Here is an 18,240-nt window from a genome sequence, read left to right as displayed (position 1 = left end):
GCCCGGGCTTCGTTGCCCCCGCCAGGCGCCCATGCCGGGGAGTGCCATGGGAACCATTGAAATGCGGGGCGTATTGGCCGTCGCCCTGATCGCGTCCAGCGGCCTGCTGACCGGGATGGCGTCGCTGCCTGGGGGCGAGGCGGCGCCGGCCGGGGTGGAAGCGACCTCTGGCGGGCCGGGGGAGGGGCTGTTCAAGCGCGTGATGCACCGGGCTTGCCAGATCAGCGTCGCGGCCACCCGCAGCGACCTGCGCACCGCCGCCGACCGCGAGCGCGAGTGCCGCTGAAGGCCAGCCCGGGGGCTTGGCCCGCCCGGGGCCCCTTGTTATACTGCGCGGCCTCGTGGGCGATTAGCTCAGCGGTAGAGCATTACCTTGACATGGTAGGGGTCACAGGTTCGAACCCTGTATCGCCCACCACCTTCCCCGGAAGGTGCACGACGGACGCAACGGCCAGGCACCCGCCTGGCCGTTTTGCTTGCAGCCCCGGAAGCCGCGGATTCATTGACTTGGCGGGCGCCGGAGCCTACCTTTGCCACGTCAACGAAACCGCAAGGTGGCCCCGGGAAACCGGCGCCGAGCGTGCGACATGAGCACTACCGCCGCCCACTGACCGACCCGCCGCGCCTCGCCATCCGCGAAGGGCGCCCGGCGCCCTTTTTTCATGTCCGCCCCCGGGGCGCGACCGCATGAGAGACCCATGATCAAGATCACGCTACCCGACGGCAGCCAGCGTCCGTTCGAACACCCGGTCACCGTCGCCGAAGTCGCCGCCTCCATCGGCGCCGGCCTGGCCAAGGCCGCGCTCGGCGGCAAGGTCGACGGCAGGCTGGTGGACGCCAGCTTCCGCATCGAGAGCGACGCCTCGCTCGAGATCGTGACCGAGAAGCACCCCGACGCGCTGGACGTGCTGCGCCATTCCACCGCGCACCTGCTGGCCCAGGCCGTGCAGCGCCTGTTCCCGGGCACCCAGGTCACCATCGGCCCGGTCATCGACAACGGCTTCTACTACGACTTCGCCTATGAGCGCCCGTTCACGCCCGAAGACCTGCCCGCCATCGAGGCGGAGATGCAGAAGATCGTCAAGGAAGCCCTGCCGGTCACCCGCAGCGTGAAGTCGCGCGACGAGGCCGTGGCCTTCTTCAAGGGCCTGGGCGAGCACTACAAGGCCGAGATCATCGAATCCATCCCGGCCACCGAGGACCTGTCGCTTTACTCGCAGGGCGAGTTCACCGACCTCTGCCGCGGCCCGCACGTGCCGGGCACCGACAAGCTGCGCGCGTTCAAGCTGATGAAGGTAGCGGGCGCCTACTGGCGCGGCGACCACAACAACCAGATGCTCAGCCGCATCTATGGCACCGCCTGGCTCAACGACAAGGACCTCAAGGCCTACCTGACCCAGCTCGAGGAAGCCGAGAAGCGCGACCACCGGAAGATCGCGAAGCAGCTCGAGCTCTTCCACATCCAGGAGGAGGCCCCGGGCCTGGTGTTCTGGCATCCCAAGGGCTGGCAGCTCTGGCAGGTGGTCGAGCAGTACATGCGCCGCGTGTATCGCGCGTCGGGCTACCAGGAAGTGCGCTGCCCGCAGATCCTCGACGTTTCCCTGTGGAAGAAGTCCGGCCACTGGGACAACTACAAGGAGAACATGTTCTTCACCGAGTCCGAGAAGCGCACCTATGCGCTCAAGCCGATGAACTGCCCGGGCCACGTGCAGGTGTTCAACCAGGGCCTGCACAGCTACCGCGACCTGCCGATCCGCTACGGCGAGTTCGGCGCCTGCCACCGCAACGAGCCCTCGGGCGCGCTGCACGGCATCCTGCGCGTGCGCGGCTTCACCCAGGACGACGGCCATGTGTTCTGCACCCCGGACCAGGTCGAGGCCGAGGTCACCGCCTTCCACCGCCAGGCCCTGAAGGTCTACGAGGACTTCGGCTTCCAGGACGTGCAGATCAAGATCGCCCTGCGCCCCGAGAACCGCCTGGGCGACGACGCCACCTGGGACAAGGCCGAGGCCGCCCTGCGCGCCGCCCTGTCGGCCTGCGGCGTGGCCTGGGAGGAGCTGCCGGGCGAGGGCGCCTTCTACGGCCCCAAGATCGAGTACCACCTCAAGGACGCCATCGGCCGCACCTGGCAGCTGGGCACCATGCAGGTCGACTTCATGATGCCGGCCCGCCTGGGCGCCGAGTACGTGGACGAAAGCTCCACCAAGCGGCACCCGGTGATGCTGCACCGCGCCATCGTGGGCTCCATGGAGCGCTTCATCGGCATCCTGATCGAGAACCACTCGGGCGCCTTCCCGGCCTGGCTGGCCCCGGTGCAGGCGGTGGTGATGAACATCACCGACGCCCAGGCCGACTGGGTCGAGGAGGTCCGGAAAACCCTTGTGAATCAAGGCTTCCGGGTCCAGGCCGATTTGCGGAACGAGAAGATCGGCTATAAGATCCGCGAGCACACGCTGCAGAAAGTCCCCTACCTGCTGGTCGTTGGCGACCGCGAGAAGGAAAATGGGATGATCGCGGTGCGCACGCGGTCCGGGGAGGACCTGGGGACGATGTCGCTGCAGGGCTTCCTCGACAAGCTGCGCGCGGAGAATGGCCCGGTCGCCTGATGCAGGCGTCCGGTTCGGGTTTCACTCAATAGGATCAATCGAATCAATACTTCATCTACAGACAAGGGCAACCGCAAGAACCTCGAGATCCGGGTCCCGCGCGTGCGCGTGATCGGCCTGGACGGCGAGATGGTCGGTGTGCTGACGCGCGACGAAGCGATCGCGCTGGCCGAGGAATCGGGCGTGGACCTGGTGGAAATCCAGCCCACCGCCGATCCGCCGGTGTGCCGGATCATGGATTACGGCAAGTACAAGTTCGACCTGCAGAAGAAGGCCAACGCGGCCAAGAAGAAGCAGAAGATCGTCGAGATCAAGGAACTCAAGTTCCGCCCGACCACCGACGACGGCGACTACAACATCAAGCTGCGCAACCTGCGTCGCTTCCTCGAGGAAGGCGACAAGGTCAAGGTCAACATCCGCTTCAAGGGCCGCGAGATGGCCCACCAGGAGCTGGGCATGGAAATGGCCAAGCGCATCGAGGCCGACCTGGCCGATGAAGTGGTCATCGAGCAGCGCCCCCGCCTCGAGGGCCGCCAGATGATCATGATGGTCGCCCCGAAGAAGAAATGACCCCTGTAGGAGGGACTTCAGTCCCGAAGTCTCCCGCAGAGAGCTTCGGGACTAAAGTCCCTCCTACACAAGTCGCTCATTTTGTTGCATAATTCGCGGCTCGCCGGCTTCCGGCGGGCACCCGGTGCGGCATCCGGGCCCGGTTCATCGGGCGAAGCCGTCATGGACCTGTCATGGTTTCCGTAGGGAAATCATAGACTTATAAGCCGACAAGGGCAGGAAGGAAAGCGTGGCGCAAGCCACCGCCCAGGTCAGTAAACAACGAACCCAAGAAGGGATCTCCCATGGCCAAGACCAAGATCAAGACCAATCGGGCGGCCGCCAAGCGCTTCCGGAAAACTGCTTCCGGCAAGTTCAAGGCTGGCCACGCCAACCGTAGCCACATCCTCACCAAGAAGGCCACCAAGCGTAAGCGTAACCTCCGCCAGACGAACCACGTCCGCGCCGAGGATTCCGGTCGCCTGATGCGCCAGCTGCCCTATCTCTGAGGAGGACTGAACCATGGCACGAGTCAAGCGTGGTGTTACGGCGCGCCGCCGCCACAAGAAAATCATCAAGCTCGCGAAGGGTTACTACAACGCCCGTCGCAAGGTCTTCCGCGTCGCCAAGCAGGCCGTCACCAAGGCCCAGCAGTACGCGTACATCGGCCGCAAGCAGAAGAAGCGCCAGTTCCGCAGCCTGTGGATCGTCCGCATCAACGCGGCGGCCCGCCTGCACGGCCTGAGCTACAGCCGCTTCATGAATGGCCTGCTGAAGGCGAACGTCACCCTGGACCGCAAGGCCCTGGCCGACATCGCCATCCACGATCCCGCCGCGTTTGGCGCGATCGCCGAGCAGGCCAAGCGCGCTCTCGCGGCGTAAGGCCAAAGTCCGAAGCGAGCGATCGCAACCGGGCTGTACGGGAAGGGGGAGGGCGAGAGTCCTTCCCCTTTCTGCTTTCGGGACCCGAGAAACCGAGCCGAGAATGTCCGACATCGAAACCCTGACCCGCTCGGCCCTGGCCGAGATCGAAGCCGCCACGCAGCTCGAGGCGCTTGACGCCCTGCGCGTCTCCCTGCTCGGCAAGTCCGGCAGCATCACTGGCCAGCTCAAGCAGCTCGGCGCACTGGCGCCCGAGCAGCGCAAGCTCGCCGGCGAAGCCGTGAACCGCGCCAAGGACGTGCTGTCCGACGCCATTGCCGCCCGCAAGGCGACGCTGGACGCCGAAGCGCTGGCGAAGCGGCTGGCCTCCGAGCGCATCGACGTGACCCTGCCGGGCCGCGGCGGCCAGGCCGGCAACCTGCATCCGGTGTCGCGCACGCTCGAGCGCATCACCGACATCTTCGCGCGCCTGGGCTACCAGCTGGCCGACGGCCCGGAGATCGAGGACGACCACCACAATTTCGAAGCGCTGAATTTCCCGCCGCACCATCCGGCGCGCGCGATGCACGACACCTTCTATTTCCCCGACGGTCGCCTGCTGCGAACGCACACCAGCGGCGTGCAGGTCCGCTTCATGGGCAAGAACCCGCCGCCGCTGCGCATGATCGCGGCCGGCAAGGTCTACCGCAGCGATTCCGACCAGACCCACACGCCGATGTTCCACCAGGTCGAAGGCCTGCTGGTGGACGAGACCTCCAGCTTCGCCGACCTCAAGGGCACGCTGGCCGAGTTCGTGCGCGCCTTCTTCGAGCGCGATTTCGAGATGCGCTTCCGCCCCAGCTATTTCCCCTTCACCGAGCCTTCGGCCGAAGTGGACATCGCCTGGCAGCAGCCCGACGGCAGCACCCGCTGGCTGGAAGTGCTGGGCTGCGGCATGGTCCACCCGAACGTGCTGCGCGCCTGCGGCATCGATCCCGAGAAGTACACCGGATTCGCCTTCGGCCTCGGCGTCGAGCGCTTCGCCATGCTGCGCTACGGGGTCAATGACCTGCGCAGCTTCTTCGAGAACGACACCCGTTTCCTGAGGCAGTTCGCATGAAATTCCCGGAAAGCTGGCTGAGGGAACACGTCACCGTCGCCGCCACGCGCGACGAGCTGTCGGCGCGCCTGACCGCGATCGGCCTCGAGGTCGAGGATGCGCAGGTGCTGGGCGAGGATCTCGACGGCGTCGTCGTCGCCGAGATCCTGGCGTGCGAGAGGCACCCCGAAGCCGACCGCCTGCAGGTCTGCCAGGTCGCCACCGGCGCCGGCACCGTGCAGATCGTCTGCGGCGCCCCGAACGCGCGCCCGGGCCTGAAGGCGCCGCTGGCCACGGTCGGCGCGAACCTGCCCGGCGGCATCGCCATCAAGGCCGCCAAGCTGCGCGGGGTGGAGTCGCAGGGCATGCTGTGCTCGGCCAAGGAGCTGGGCGTGGACGCCGACGCCTCCGGGCTGCTCGAACTGCCGGGCGACGCGCCGGTGGGGCAGGGCATCGCCCAGTACCTCGGCCTGCCCGACGCCTGCTTCGAACTCAAGCTCACGCCCAACCGCGCCGACTGTTTCAGCGTCCGCGGCGTCGCCTTCGACGTGGCGGCGGCGCTGGGCGCGCAGGTCACCGCGCTGCAGATCCCGGAAGCCATCGTGGCCTCCGAAGCCGCCCTGCCGGTCGAACTGCAGGCCGGTGCCGATTGCCCGCGCTACTGCGGCCGCGTCATCGAAGGCCTGGATCCGGCCGCGCGCACGCCGCTGTGGCTGGCCGAGCGCCTGCGCCGCGCCGGCCTGCGCCCGATCAGCCCGCTGGTGGACATCACCAACTACGTGATGCTCGAGCTGGGCCAGCCCATGCACGCCTTCGACGCCGACAAACTCGCCGGCCCGGTCGGCGTGCGCCGCGCGCGTGCCGGTGAAACGCTGAAGCTGCTCGACGAGCGCGAGGCGGCGCTGGACGACGGATTCCTGGTCATCACCGACGCCGACCGCCCGGTCGCGCTGGCCGGCGTGATGGGCGGCTGGGACACCCGCGTCACCGACGCCACCACCCGCGTGTTCCTCGAGAGCGCCCATTTCGCGCCGTCCGTGATCATCGGCCGTGCCCGCCGCATCGGCCTGCACACCGACGCCTCGCACCGTTTCGAGCGCGGCGTGGATCCGCAGCTGCCGCGCTACGCGCTCGAGCGCGCCACCGCCCTGGTGCAGCAGGTGATGGGCGGCCGCGCCGGTGCCATCACCGAGGCCACGCTGCCCGCCCACCTGCCGCAGCCTTCGCCGGTGGCGCTGCGCCGCGCGCGCCTGGCCCGGGTGCTCGGCCTGTCGGTGCCCGATGCCGAGGTGGAGCGCATCCTGCGCGCGCTGGGCATGCAGGTCGCCGCCACCGCCGACGGCTGGAGCGTGCTGCCGCCGACCCGCCGCTTCGACATCGCGATCGAGGAGGACCTGGTCGAGGAAGTCGCCCGCATCCACGGCTACGACGCCATCCCGACCACCACGCCCACCGGCGAAGTCCGCCTGGTCGCGCCGTCGGAAGCCCGCGTCGCCGATGCCGTGCTGCGCCGCCAGCTGGTCGCGCACGACTTCGTCGAGGCCATCAACTACGCCTTCCTGGATGCCGACAGCCTCGCGGCCTGGCGGCTGCAGGACGGGGCCGTGGCGCTGGCCAACCCGCTCACCGCGGAGCTGGGCGTGATGCGCACCTCCTTGCTGCCGGGCCTGGTCTCGGCGCTGGCGCGCAACCGCGCCCGCCAGCAGTCGCGCGTGCGCCTGTTCGAACTGGGCCGCGTGTTCCACCTCGCCGAGGGCGCGCCGCGCGAGACCCCGCGCATCGCCGCCGTCGCCTGCGGCCCGGCCCAGGCCGAGCAGTGGTCGGCCGATGACCGCGACGTCGACTTCTTCGACCTCAAGGCCCAGGTCGAGGGCCTGCTGGCCCTGGCCGGTGCCCGGGCCGAGTTCCGCGCCGACGACCGACCCCTCGGTCACCCGGGCCGTAGCGCCTCGGTCTGGCGCGAGGGCGCGGTGATCGGCTGGGTCGGCCACCTGCACCCGGGCCTGGCCAAGGCCCTGGACCTGGACGGAGAAGTGGTCGGCTTCGAGCTGGACCTGGCGGCCGTGGCGGCCCGGGCCGTGCCCCGCGCCGGCGAGCTGTCCCGGTTCCCGTCCGTCCGCCGGGACATCGCGCTCGTCGTCCCGGAATCGACCCCCTGGGCGGCCCTGGAGGCCAGCCTTCGGGCCGCGCTGGGCAGCCTGCTGCGCGAGGTCCGGCTGTTTGACCGCTATGTCGGCCCGGGCCTAGAGTCGGGCTCAAAGAGTCTGGCTATGGGCTTGATTCTGCAGGACGTTTCACGCACCCTAACTGACCGCGACGCCGACCAGGCCGTCGCCACCGCCCTCGAGGCGCTGGCCAAGGACTGCGGTGCGCGGCTGAGGTCATGATGGCCGCCGGCAACGGCGGGGTACAGGGGATGTTATGGCACTGACAAAGGCCGAGATGGCGGAGCGGCTGTTCGAGCAGGTTGGCTTGAACAAGCGCGAGGCCAAGGAATTCGTCGACTCCTTCTTCGATGCGTTGAGGGAAGCGCTGGAGCGTGGGCAGCAGGTAAAGCTGTCGGGCTTCGGGAATTTCGACCTGCGCCAGAAGAACCAGCGGCCCGGCCGCAACCCCAAGACCGGCGAGGAGATCCCCATCTCCGCCCGCACCGTCGTCACCTTCCGTCCAGGACAGAAGCTGAAGGAGCGAGTGGAGGCGTATGCTGGATCCGGGCAGTAATCGGGAACTTCCGCCGATCCCGGCGAAGCGCTACTTCACCATTGGTGAGGTCAGCGAGCTCTGCGACGTCAAGCCGCACGTGCTGCGCTACTGGGAAACCGAGTTCACCAGCCTCAAGCCGGTGAAGCGCCGCGGCAACCGCCGCTACTACCAGCGCCACGACGTGCTGATGATCCGCCAGATCCGCGGCCTGCTGTACGAACAGGGCTACACCATCTCCGGCGCCCGCCAGCGTCTGGAAGGCGAGGTCGGCCGGGTCGAGACCAGCATGTCGGCCCAGATCGTCAAGCAGGTCCGCATGGAGCTGGAAGAAGTCCTCCAGCTGCTGCGCCGCTGAGCCAAATAATTCCGTATAATCGTGAGCCCGGCTCCGGCCGGGAAACACCAACGATCGGGGCGTAGCGCAGCCTGGTAGCGCACTAGCATGGGGTGCTAGGGGTCGTGAGTTCGAATCTCACCGTCCCGACCAATCGTGTCAGCCCGGCCCGGACCCCGGGGCCCGGCGCAAAGAAGAAGCCCGCCAATCGGCGGGCTTCGTCGTTTCCGGGGTAGTGCCGCCGATCAGCTGTCGAACAGCGCGGCGTCGAGCGCCAGCAGGTTGCCGCTGCCGCTGCGCATCGCGGCGGCATGCGTCTGCGTGCGCGGCAGGATGCGGGCGAAGTAGAAGCGCGCGGTCTCGCGCTTGGCAGTCTTGAACTCCGCCGGATGCGAGCCCGCCTCGGCCGCGGCGACTGCCTTGGCCCACCAGAACGCCAGCGCGACGTAGCCGGAGTAGAAGAGGTAGTCGACCGAGGCCGCGCCCACTTCGTCGGCGTTCGCCATCGCCTTCTTGCCGACTTCCATGGTCAGCTCGCCCCACTGCTTGGCGATCTCGGCCAGCGGCAGCACGAACTCGGTCATGGAGGCATCGGTGGCGTGCTCGGTGCAGAAGCCCTGGATCATCTTCAGGAACTGCTGCAGGCCCGCGCCCTGGAGCTGCATGGTCTTGCGGCCCAGCAGGTCGAGCGCCTGGATGCCGGTGGTGCCCTCGTAGATGGTGGTGATGCGGGCGTCGCGAGCCAGCTGCTCCATGCCCCATTCGCGCACGTAGCCGTGGCCGCCGAAGCACTGCAGCGCGTGGTAGGTGCACTCGTTGCCCCACTCGGTCAGCAGGCCCTTGACGATCGGGGTGAGGAAGCCCAGCAGCACGTCGGCTTCCTTGCGCTCGTCCTCGTCCTTCGAGCGCTCGAGCACGTCCACCAGCGTGGCGGCGTGCAGGGCCAGCATGCGGCCGCCCTCGGCCAGCGCCTTGCAGGTGAGCAGCATGCGGCGGATGTCGGGGTGCACGATCAGCGGATCGGCCGGCTTGTCCGGGTTCTTCGCCCCCGACAGCGCGCGGCCCTGCAGGCGGTCGCGCGAGTAGTCGAGCGCGTTCTGGAAGGCGCGGTCGATGAGCGCCAGGCCCTGCAGGCCGACGGCGAGTCGCGCGGTGTTCATCATGGTGAACATCGCATTGAGGCCCTTGTTCGGCTGGCCGATCAGGTAGCCCTGGGCGCCGTCGAAGTTCATCACGCAGGTGACCGAGCCGTGGATGCCCATCTTGTGTTCGATCGAGCCGCAGCGCACCGCGTTGCGCGCGCCGACGGTGCCGTCGCGCGCCACCTGCACCTTGGGCACGATGAACAGCGAGATGCCCTTCACGCCCGCGGGCGCGTCCGGCAGGCGCGCCAGCACCAGGTGGATGATGTTGTCGGTGAAGTCGTGCTCGCCGCCGGTGATGAAGATCTTGGTGCCGCTGACCTTGTAGCTGCCGTCGGCCTGCGGCTCGGCCTTGGTCTTGAGCAGGCCCAGGTCGGAGCCGCAGTGCGGCTCGGTCAGGCACATGGTGCCGGTCCATTCGCCGGCGATGATCTTCTTGAGGAAGACCTCCTTCTGCCAGTCCTCGCCGTGGTGCTTGAGCGCCTCGGTGGCGCCGTGCGAGAGCAGCGGGTAGTTGCCCCAGCTCAGGTTCGCCGCGTCGATCATTTCCTTGAGCGCGGCGCCGAAGCTTTCCGGCAGGTCCTGGCCGCCCATGGCCTCGGGCGCAGTGATGCCGGCCCAGCCGCCGTCGACGAACTGCGCGTAGGCCTCCTTGAAGCCTGGCGGCGTGGTGACGGCACCGGTGTCCTTGTCGTGCACGCAGCCGTGCTCGTCGCCGACGCCGTTGAGCGGGGCCAGGACGGACTGGGTGAACTTCGCGGCTTCCTCCATCACGGCATCGAGCAGGTCGCGCTGGGCGTGTTCGATGCCCAGCTTTGCGTACAGCTTGTCGGCGCCGATGACGTCGTAGAGCGCGAACTTCATGTCGCGCACGGGGGCGGTGTAGCGATTCATTCGTTCAATTCCTGTGGGGTCAGCGCAGCACGCCGGCCAGGCCCGGGACCGGGTTCAGGCCGCTCTGGTAGTCGAAGGGGTGGTCGGTCTTGGGTTCGCTGGCGGCGATGCGGCCCGACAGCGCGTAGCGGACGCTGCCGCGGCTGGCCAGCGCCGCGTCGACGGCCGCGCGCGCGGCGTCGGAGGGACGGAAGACGTGGGTCACCAGCTCGTTCGAGCCCGGGCCGACGCTCAGGCCGGGGTCGAGGGTGAAGCGCGCGGCTTCGCCACCGTTGACCAGCAGCGTCGCGTCGAGGCTGGAGAAGCGCATCGGCACCGTGCTGAAGTTCTGGATGCGGATGCTGGCGGCCCACTGGCCATCGGGCTGCACGCGCAATTCCTGCAGGCTGGCCTGGGGCGGGAAGATGCGCTTGGGCGGGCCGCCGGCGCAGGCGGCGAGCAGGGCGGCGAGCAGCAGCAGGGCCAGGATTTTCACGTTTCGCATCAAGGTCACCGGAAGCGTGGGGAACCGGCTGAGCATACCAGCCCGTACGTTGCGGGGTCAGTCGGCCCGGGGCGGGACGACCACGATCAACTCGTCGAGCGAATAGCCCAGCTCGCGCGCCCGGGCCTTCAGCCGTTCGAAGGTTTCGGCATCCATGGACGGCTCGCGCGACAGGAACCAGAGGTACTCCCGGTCGGGCTCCCCGACCAGGGCCCACCGGTAGTCCTCGTCCAGCGCGATCACCCAGTAGTCCGCCCAGACCATCGGCAGGAAGGACAGCCAGCCCGGGGCGAAGCGCACCTCGAGCTTGGCCGGCGCGTCGCCGGGGCGGCGGGCCATGCCCACCGACTTCATGCGCACGCCGTCGTCGCGCAGGCAGGCGTTGGTGACCTGCACGCGGCCGCTTTCGAGCGGAACATAGGTGGCCGTGATGTCGCCGACGCAGCGGCGCTCGAAGTACATCGGCAGCCGGGCGATTTCGTGCCAGGTGCCGGAATAGCGCTGGAGGTCGAGCTCGGGCACGGCCTGCAGCGGCGCCGGCTCGTCGGCGGCCGCGGGGGCGGCGAGCGCGAGCAGCAGCGCTAGGGAGGGGAAGGTTTTCATGGCGCGGGCTCCATCCAACCGGGAGGCACAGGGTAACGCCGCCGGGGATGGATGGACCGTGAACCGGCTCAGCGGCCGCTGGCCATGTCCCGCGCCAGTTTTTCCTGGAAGGCCTCGAAATCCAGGCCCTCGGCGGCGGCTTCTGCGTGCGCGGCCTCGCGCAGCGGCGCCGAGAACACCAGGTCGACCTGCTTGCCTTCGGCCCGCAGCAGCGCCGCCGCGCGCTTGAGGATGGCCAGCACGTGCGCGGCGCTGTGCGAGGTGCCGGCGATCCTGCCGTCCAGCCCCAGCACCCACTCGCCGTCCTTGCGGACGATGCCGCCGAGCAGCTTGCCCGCGGCATCGCGCAGTTGGGCGTGGGGTTCGCCGAGGTTTTCCGGCGGGATGGTGGCGCGCCCGGCAGGCGGGCGGGTGGGCTTGGGCATGGTGCTTCCGGTTCGCGCGGTGGGGTGGGTCAGGGCGCCTCGGCGCCGTGCACAGGGTAGCCCAGTTGCGCGCCGCCGTCGGCGCGTCAGCGCGCTAGGCCGCGCCTGATCGCGTAGCGCACCACTTCCGCCGTATTGCGCGCGCCCAGCTTGTGAAGAACGCGGGCGCGGTGGTTCTCCGCGGTCTTGGTGCTGATGTCCAGGCGCCGGGCAATCTCCTTCGTGGTCAGACCGTCGGCGATCAGGTGGAAGACCTCGCGTTCGCGTGGCGTGAGGTCGCGGTAGGGATCCTCGAGTCCGCGCTCGGGCTGCTGCAGGTGTGCGGCCAGCAGGCGGCTGGCGTCCGCACTGAAATGGCCGCGGCCCCGCGCGATGCCGCGGATGGCCTCGATCAGTTCACTCGCGGGGCTGTCCTTGAGCAGGAAACCGGATGCACCGGCGCGAACGGACTGCAGCAGGTATTCCTCGTCCTCGTGCATCGTCAGGACCAGGGTTCGGGTGGCGGGGCACTTCTCGCGCAGGCGGCGCACCACCTCCAGGCCATTGAGGCCGGGCATCGACAGGTCGATGACGGCGACGTCCGGGGCCAGCTCCATGCACAGCGTGATGGCCTCCTGGCCATCGGCGGCCTGGCCGATGATGCGGCAGCAGCCGGCAGACTCGAGCACCGCGACCAGGCTTTCCCGGACCATCCGGTGGTCATCGGCGATCAGGACGCGAATGCTGGGCGCGGCGGCGTCGCTCATGGCGCGAGTCTGCCAGCATCGCCGGCCAGCGGCACCTCGAGCCTGAGCCGTGTCCCGGCGCCTGGATGCGTCACCAGCTGCAGCGTCCCGCCATGCAGCGCCGCGCGCTCGCGCATGGCGCCCAGGCCGCTGCCCTCGCCGGAATGCCCGGCCTGGCGCGCCTGTTCGGCGTCGAAGCCCCGGCCATCGTCCCAGGCTTCGAATCGAAGGCGCCCGCGTTCGACGCTGAGGCGGAAACCGGCGTGCTCGGCCGCGGCGTGCCGGATCGAATTTGTCAGGGCCTCCTGCGCGACCCGGAACACCAGCGTCCGGGTGTCCTCGTCCGGTTCCGGAACCTCGCCCGCCTCGATCTCCACGGAAACCCCCGCAGGTTGCGCGAGCGTGCGGCCCAGCCAGCGCAGTGCCGGCACCAATCCCAGGTCGTCGAGCACCTGCGGGCGGAGCAGGCGCGACAGCAGCCGGGTGTCGGCCAGGGTCTGTTCGCACAGGGTGATGGCGTCGGATAGCCGTGCGCCCGCAGGCTCCGTCTGGCCCAGACTGCCCTGGAGCAGCATCAGCTGGTGCTTGAGCGCGGTCAGGTTCTGGCCAAGCCCGTCGTGGAGGTCGCGTGCCAGGCGCCGGCGCTCGTCCTCCTGTACCCGGTACATGGCGCGGGCCAGGCGCTGGAACCTAGCCTGGTTCGACTCCAGGCGCGCCACCAGGTCGGCGTACTCGCGGCCCAGCCGCGCCAGTTCAGCGTCGGCATCCGGCGTGGTCATGGCGACTGCCAGCCGTCGGCGCCGGCCTGCCGCGCCAGCGCTTCAAGGTGCGTCCGGCGATAGTAGGCGCGGCCGTCGGCCAAAAGCTCCCGTGCTTCGTCCAGCGCGGCGCCTGCGCCGGCCAGGTCGCCGGCGGCGAGCGCCAGCCCGGCGCGGCGCTCGAGCCAGGCCAATTGCAGCGGGAGATGGCCCAACTGGCGCACCGCGTCGTCGAGCGCGGCGTCCGGCGCCCGTGAAGACAGCACGCGTGCCTCGAGCTGCAGCACGCGGATGCCGGCGCGGTCTGCCAGCGCCGCGGCGTCGTCGAGCGCCTGCCGTTCGTCGTCATCGCGATCCGTGCCCGCCAGCGCGCGCGCGCGCAGCAGTTGCGCGAGCGTGGCCTGCTCCGGCGTTCCGGTCCCGGCGCCGTCGGGCAGCGTGTCGATCAAGGCCAGCGCATCCGCGGGGTTTCCGCGGGCCAGGGCGATCCTCGCCGCGAGCAGGGCGGCATCGGTGCGCCCGCGCTGGTCCTGCCGCGACTCGAACAGGCGGCTGGCCCGATCGAGCTGTTGTTCGGCGGTGTCCAGGTTGCCTTCGAGGATTTCCAGCTCCACCAGGTTGCGCAGGCTCACTGCGGCTTCCTCCAGCATCTGCCGCTGCTCGGCCGTTTGCAGCGACTCCTCAAGCAGCAGGCGGGACCGTTTCCAGTCACCGCGCGCGGTCTCCAGCAAGCCCAGGTTCTGCTCGGCCCGCACCACGCCATTGGCGTCGTCGAGGCCGGCGAAGGCATCGCGCGCCTGCCGCCAGAGCGCGCGCGCGTTGTCATAGTCGCCGAGCTGGAAATGCGCGAAGCCGACGTTGTTCAGACTCTCGGCCATGCCGAGGGGATCGCCGCTGCGCTCGCGGCTGCGCAGGCCCCGGCGATAGGCCGCCAGCGCCGCCGGGTAGTTGCCGCGCTCCTCTTCCAGCAGGCCGAGTTCGTTTTCGACGGCGGCGATGCCCGGGTTGTCGCCCAGGTCCGTGAACAGGCCGCGTGCTTCCGCCAGTCGCGTGGCGGCCTGGTCGAGACGCCCGCTGAAAACGTCGATCTGGGCGAGGTTTCGCAGGCTGCTGGCGATGCCGCGCCGATCCCCCAGATCGCGGCGCAGCGCCAGGGCTTTTTCGTAGTTCTCCTGCGCGTCACCGGTCTGGCCCAGGCGGGCGTAGCCGACGCCGAGGGCGTTCACCGTCTCGGCCTCGCCGCGCAGGTCGCGCGAGCGTTTGAACAGCACCAGCGCGCGCACGAGGTGATCCTCGACCGCAACCCGGTGCTCACCCCTGAGAATCGCGGTCTTTCCCCGCAGGAACCAGGCGCGCGGATCCTGCTGGTCGTTCGCTGCGGCGATCGCGAGGCTCGCTTCGGCGACCTCGAGGCTGCCGCCATCCAGGGCGATCTCGGCGATCCGCAGCTGGTGGCCAGGATCACCTTCAAGGCCCGGCGTCGCCGCGGTGGCCAACGCGATGGCCCGCTCGGTGTCGCCCTCCAGCGCGGCGCGCCAGGCCGCCAGCGGCTCGCCCAGCGGCTGGCCAGGAAGCTGGTCGGCGAGGCGGGCGGTGTCGAGCGCCAGCGCGCGGCGACCCGAGATGCGTGCCGCCTCCACCAGCGCGGCGAGTGCGGGGGCATGGTCGCGATTGGCCTCGGCGATCTCTTCGAGGGCATCGGCGGCGGCCTCGGCGCGGCCGGCGCGCAGCAGGGCGAGTGCCTGCCCGTAGGCCTCGAGGTCCTCGTCGCCCGCCAGCACCGGGCCAGCGGCCGGAACCGAGAGTTCGACCGCAAGCAGCGGCAGCAGGTCCCTCGCGGCCGCCGCCGGAGAGCTGCGCGACGGGCCGGCCACCACCTGTGGCGCCCGGCCGTCGCCACTGATCACCGCTTCGAACGCCAGGCCGTCGCCGGATCGCACTGACCGCAGGCGCACGATGCGATCCGCAGGCAGCGCCCTTCGCAGCGCCACGTCGTCCGCGGCGCCCTTGCCGGCCAGCCCGGATTGGGCCAGGGCCAACTGGATCCGCTCGCCATCGGCGACGGCGACGCCCGGTTGGCCTTCCAGGCCCAGCCGCAGTGCCTCGGCGGCACCGCCCAGCACCGGATCGTCGGCACCGGCTTCCGCCATCAGTACGATCCGTGGTGGCGCCGGGGGAATGGCCGGGACCGGATCCCGCCAGGGCGCCAGCAGCGCCAGCGCGGCGAGGGCGCCTGCCGCGGCAAGGCCCAGCAGCGGCCACGCCGCGCGCGGCAGCGCCGCCGGGACCTGGCGTGCGTCGATGGCTTGGATCACGGCTTCGGCATCGCGCAAGCGATGGGCCGGAGTGGGGCGAAGCATGCGCGCCACCAGGCGGGCTACCCAACGGGGCAGCGCGGCGCGCCGGGACTCGATGGGGGGCGGGCCGGAGACCATCCGCCGCGCCATGGACTCGGCGGCGGTCGCACCTGCAAACGCGGGCTCGCCCGCCAGCATTTCGTAGAGGATCAGGCCCAACGCGTAGAGGTCGGCCCGGGCATCCACGGTACCGCCGCGGGCTTGTTCCGGGGCCAGGTAGTCGGGTGTGCCGACGATGGCGCCGGTGTGCGTGATGCCGGTGGCGCCGAGCGAGCGCGCCACGCCGAAGTCGCTGATGAGCGCGTTGCCCTCAGCGTCGATCAGGACGTTGGCGGGCTTGAGGTCCCGATGGACGATGCCGCTCGCGTGCGCGGCCCGCAGTCCCTCGGCGATCTGCCGTGCGATGGCCAGGGCCTGTTCGACGTCCACCGGGCCGCGGTGGTCGAGCCACTGGTCCAGCGACTGGCCGTCCACGAAATCCATGCTGATGAACCAGCGATCTCCGTCCCGCGCGATGTCGTGGATGCGGACCACGCGCGGACTCGATACCTGTCGCGCGAGCAGCAGTTCCTGCCGGAAGCGCTCGAACGCCTCGGGACGCGCGGCCAGCTCGCTGCGCAGCAGCTTCAGCGCGACCGTTATGCCCAAATCCTCGTCGCGGGCGCGGTAGACCACCCCCATGCCGCCGGTGCCGATGCGCCGTTCGATGGTGAAGCGATCCGCGAGCCGCGTGCCGGGCGCGAGGTCCACGACCGCGCCGGAGCCGGTCAGCGTTGGGTCGTCGCCTGGAAGAAGAGCATCGCTCACGCCGCGCCTCCGCCCGGCGGCAACGCGGCCGCGCCGGGCGCGAGCGCTGCCTGGTTGCGCCGCGCGGCCAGCCAGAGCGTTGCGCGCTCCGCGAAGGCCTCCAGCAGCTCCAGGTCGATCCGCGTGATCGCGGCGCCCGGGCGGCGGCTGTCGACGTAGGCCAGGCCCAGGACGTCCTCGCCCAGCACCAGCGGCAGGCAGGCCAGCGCGCGAAGTCCGGCCGAGACGACCGATGCCTGGCCCGCCAGCGCCGACTCGAGCGACAGGTCGTGGGCGACGACCGGCCGGCGCGTGCGGAGGGCCTGGGCGAGGGCCGTGGTGCTGCCGGCGAATTTCGCCGCGTCGGTGCCCGCGGCGAATCCCCGCCACGCCTGCGGAGTGAAGCCATCCTTCCCGGGCAGCAGCAGCATGCCGCGCTCGGCGCCGGCCAGGTCGATGATCGCGTCCAGCGTTGCCTCCAGCAGTCCGACGCGCGCGGGTTCGCGCGCGAGGGCGAGGGTGAGTGCGGTGGCGGCGTCCCGGCGTTGGCCCGATTCGAGGCGAGTGCGCGCCAGGGTCGCGTCGTCGATGATTTCCAGCTCGCAGGCGACGTCACCGAATCGAAGCCAGGCGCCGCCGCGCCGCGGAAGGCCGTCGGACGCGACGCCATCGATGAAGCTGCCGTTCTTGCTGCCCGCGTCCGCGAGGATCCAGTTATCCCCGGCGAACGCCAGCGTGGCGTGCCGGCGCGACACCGACGCGTGGGCCAGTTGCACCGCGCAACCGTCGGCGCGCCCGATCGGATGGGGGCCGTCCCCGGACAGCACGAACCGTTCGGCGGCGCACTCGGGTAGGTAGGCGGTCAGGCGCGCGGGCATGGCCCCATCTTAGCGCCGCCGGTGGCCGGCGGCGCCAGCGCTGGGGCGCGGTCCATGGGGCGTCAGTCGCCGTGGTCGCGAAGGTAGCCGATGCTGAAGACGAGGGTGTCGAGGCCGGCCAGGAGCTCGCCCGCGACGTTGTCGCGGTCACGCAGCGCACGCCACTCCTGGGGGATGGCCAGGCCCGCCCGCGCCGACACCCGCTGCCGCATCGCCTCGGCCGCGCCGATGGCGTCCGCGTAGCGTTCGTCGCCCAGGCCCGACTCGATCGCATCCAGCTGCGCCTGCAGTGGCGCCGCCTCCAGCGCCGGCAGCTTGGCCGCCTCGGCCCGCAGCCGGGCCAGCTTGGCCGAGACGACGTCGAGCGTGGGGCGCGCGTCGAGCACCACCAGGAACTGCGAGAAGCCGCCGGTGGTGCCGCGCGTGCGCACGCTGCCGGGGCTGACGGAGCCGGTGATGTCCCGGAAGCCGCCGCCCAGCGGTGCCTTGAGCAAGCGGTACCGCGAGCCCGCGGTGTAGACCAGGGCGTGGGTGTGCAGCTCGACGTGCACCAGGCGGCGGAACGACAGGCCGCCGAGCGAGGCAGGTTCGATGGTGATCATCAGCGGAAGCTCCGCCGGCACGAGCGCGCCGCCGCCCACGGGCAAGCGCGACAGCACCGAGGCGGCACCCGGGTTCACCAACTCCGCGCTGACGCCCAGCGAGGCGGCGCTGAGACCGCTGGCGTCGTCGAAATCGAGGCGCAGGTCGGCCAGCGGCGCGACGCTTCCGCCGATCCGCACCATGGCGGAGTTCCCGGAAACCTCGACGGTGACGGGGACGGGCTGCGCCAGCGCCGGCAACGGCGACAGCGCGAGCAAGAGGGCGAACAGCTTTCGAGCGACGGCAGTCATCGGGAACTCCGTGGGTGGGTGCGCGTCCGATGCGTCATTTCGTCGCGCCTGTGCCGGGCGACCGCTGCATCTTAGGCCAGCAGCCGGCCGCAAGTCTCTAGGGGTTTTCCCCCACGCCGGTTGGGGGCTCTGCCGGATTGGTG

General features: G+C 70.2%; 18 protein-coding genes and 2 tRNA genes. 11 read left to right on the top strand and 9 right to left on the bottom strand.

Annotation, left to right across the window (positions count from 1 at the left end):
- Positions 1-46 precede the first annotated feature (46 nt).
- The 11 genes from Q0C12_RS01090 (at position 47) to Q0C12_RS01040 (ending at position 8,305) form a co-directional block, all read left to right on the top strand.
- A complete protein-coding gene (locus Q0C12_RS01090) occupies positions 47-286 on the top strand; it encodes a hypothetical protein (protein WP_290884977.1) in 240 nt (79 codons plus the stop codon).
- 57 nt (positions 287-343) lie between these two features.
- A tRNA-Val gene (locus Q0C12_RS01085) sits at positions 344-418 on the top strand.
- 280 nt (positions 419-698) lie between these two features.
- The gene (thrS, locus tag Q0C12_RS01080) at positions 699-2,606 is read left to right on the top strand and encodes a threonine--tRNA ligase (protein WP_290884974.1); all 1,908 of its coding nucleotides are present in this window, start codon (positions 699-701) and stop codon (positions 2,604-2,606) included.
- 42 nt (positions 2,607-2,648) lie between these two features.
- Entirely contained in the window at positions 2,649-3,176 is a 528-nt protein-coding gene (gene infC / locus Q0C12_RS01075) for a translation initiation factor IF-3 (protein ID WP_084590568.1), read from the top strand.
- Between the two features lie 284 nt (positions 3,177-3,460).
- The gene (rpmI, locus tag Q0C12_RS01070; RefSeq protein WP_034210347.1) at positions 3,461-3,664 is read left to right on the top strand and encodes a 50S ribosomal protein L35; all 204 of its coding nucleotides are present in this window, start codon (positions 3,461-3,463) and stop codon (positions 3,662-3,664) included.
- Between the two features lie 13 nt (positions 3,665-3,677).
- The gene (gene rplT / locus Q0C12_RS01065; protein ID WP_034210348.1) at positions 3,678-4,037 is read left to right on the top strand and encodes a 50S ribosomal protein L20; all 360 of its coding nucleotides are present in this window, start codon (positions 3,678-3,680) and stop codon (positions 4,035-4,037) included.
- Positions 4,038-4,140: 103 nt separating this feature from the next.
- On the top strand, positions 4,141-5,136 hold the full coding sequence (gene pheS, locus Q0C12_RS01060; protein WP_290884969.1) for a phenylalanine--tRNA ligase subunit alpha: 996 nt from the start codon (positions 4,141-4,143) through the stop codon (positions 5,134-5,136).
- A complete protein-coding gene (gene pheT, locus Q0C12_RS01055) occupies positions 5,133-7,502 on the top strand; it encodes a phenylalanine--tRNA ligase subunit beta (protein WP_290884966.1) in 2,370 nt (789 codons plus the stop codon). The genes pheS and pheT overlap by 4 nt, the downstream gene beginning before the upstream one ends.
- A 34-nt stretch (positions 7,503-7,536) precedes the next feature.
- Entirely contained in the window at positions 7,537-7,836 is a 300-nt protein-coding gene (locus Q0C12_RS01050) for an integration host factor subunit alpha (RefSeq protein ID WP_034210352.1), read from the top strand.
- Positions 7,817-8,173, top strand: coding sequence for a MerR family transcriptional regulator (locus tag Q0C12_RS01045; RefSeq protein WP_290884961.1), 357 nt, complete (start codon positions 7,817-7,819; stop codon positions 8,171-8,173). Before Q0C12_RS01050 ends, Q0C12_RS01045 begins: the two co-directional genes overlap by 20 nt.
- A gap of 55 nt (positions 8,174-8,228) precedes the next feature.
- A tRNA-Pro gene (locus Q0C12_RS01040) sits at positions 8,229-8,305 on the top strand.
- A gap of 92 nt (positions 8,306-8,397) precedes the next feature.
- Here the strand turns inward: Q0C12_RS01040 and Q0C12_RS01035 are convergent.
- The 9 genes from Q0C12_RS01035 to Q0C12_RS00995 all read right to left on the bottom strand — a co-directional run bounded on the left by Q0C12_RS01035 (position 8,398) and on the right by Q0C12_RS00995 (position 18,097).
- Positions 8,398-10,188 carry an acyl-CoA dehydrogenase C-terminal domain-containing protein gene (locus Q0C12_RS01035; RefSeq protein ID WP_290884958.1) on the bottom strand — a complete coding sequence of 597 codons (1,791 nt, stop codon included), beginning with the start codon at positions 10,186-10,188 and terminating at the stop codon, positions 8,398-8,400.
- Between the two features lie 19 nt (positions 10,189-10,207).
- Entirely contained in the window at positions 10,208-10,672 is a 465-nt protein-coding gene (locus tag Q0C12_RS01030; protein WP_290884955.1) for a hypothetical protein, read from the bottom strand.
- A 57-nt stretch (positions 10,673-10,729) separates the two neighbouring features.
- Positions 10,730-11,275, bottom strand: a complete 546-nt coding sequence (locus Q0C12_RS01025; protein ID WP_290884952.1) for a lipocalin family protein — start codon at positions 11,273-11,275, stop codon at positions 10,730-10,732.
- A gap of 68 nt (positions 11,276-11,343) precedes the next feature.
- The gene (locus Q0C12_RS01020) at positions 11,344-11,700 is read right to left on the bottom strand and encodes a hypothetical protein (RefSeq protein ID WP_343212417.1); all 357 of its coding nucleotides are present in this window, start codon (positions 11,698-11,700) and stop codon (positions 11,344-11,346) included.
- Between the two features lie 86 nt (positions 11,701-11,786).
- Positions 11,787-12,446: a response regulator transcription factor gene (locus tag Q0C12_RS01015; protein WP_290884949.1), complete on the bottom strand. Its 660-nt coding sequence runs from the start codon at positions 12,444-12,446 to the stop codon at positions 11,787-11,789.
- Positions 12,443-13,204: a sensor histidine kinase gene (locus tag Q0C12_RS01010; RefSeq protein WP_290884946.1), complete on the bottom strand. Its 762-nt coding sequence runs from the start codon at positions 13,202-13,204 to the stop codon at positions 12,443-12,445. Before Q0C12_RS01010 ends, Q0C12_RS01015 begins: the two co-directional genes overlap by 4 nt.
- On the bottom strand, positions 13,201-16,347 hold the full coding sequence (locus Q0C12_RS01005; RefSeq protein ID WP_290884943.1) for a serine/threonine-protein kinase: 3,147 nt from the start codon (positions 16,345-16,347) through the stop codon (positions 13,201-13,203). The genes Q0C12_RS01010 and Q0C12_RS01005 overlap by 4 nt, the downstream gene beginning before the upstream one ends.
- Positions 16,344-17,204 (bottom strand): GAF domain-containing protein, encoded by an 861-nt coding sequence (locus Q0C12_RS01000; protein WP_290884940.1) that lies wholly within the window; start codon positions 17,202-17,204, stop codon positions 16,344-16,346. Before Q0C12_RS01000 ends, Q0C12_RS01005 begins: the two co-directional genes overlap by 4 nt.
- 62 nt (positions 17,205-17,266) lie before the next feature.
- The gene (locus tag Q0C12_RS00995) at positions 17,267-18,097 is read right to left on the bottom strand and encodes a DUF6689 family protein (RefSeq protein ID WP_290884938.1); all 831 of its coding nucleotides are present in this window, start codon (positions 18,095-18,097) and stop codon (positions 17,267-17,269) included.
- Positions 18,098-18,240: the final 143 nt, after the last annotated feature.

The organism is Arenimonas sp. (assembly GCF_022842045.1).
In the GTDB taxonomy this organism is placed as follows: domain Bacteria; phylum Pseudomonadota; class Gammaproteobacteria; order Xanthomonadales; family Xanthomonadaceae; genus Arenimonas.
The sequence above is the reverse complement of the archived record's forward strand: the minus strand, read 5'-3'. Positions and strand labels throughout refer to the sequence as shown.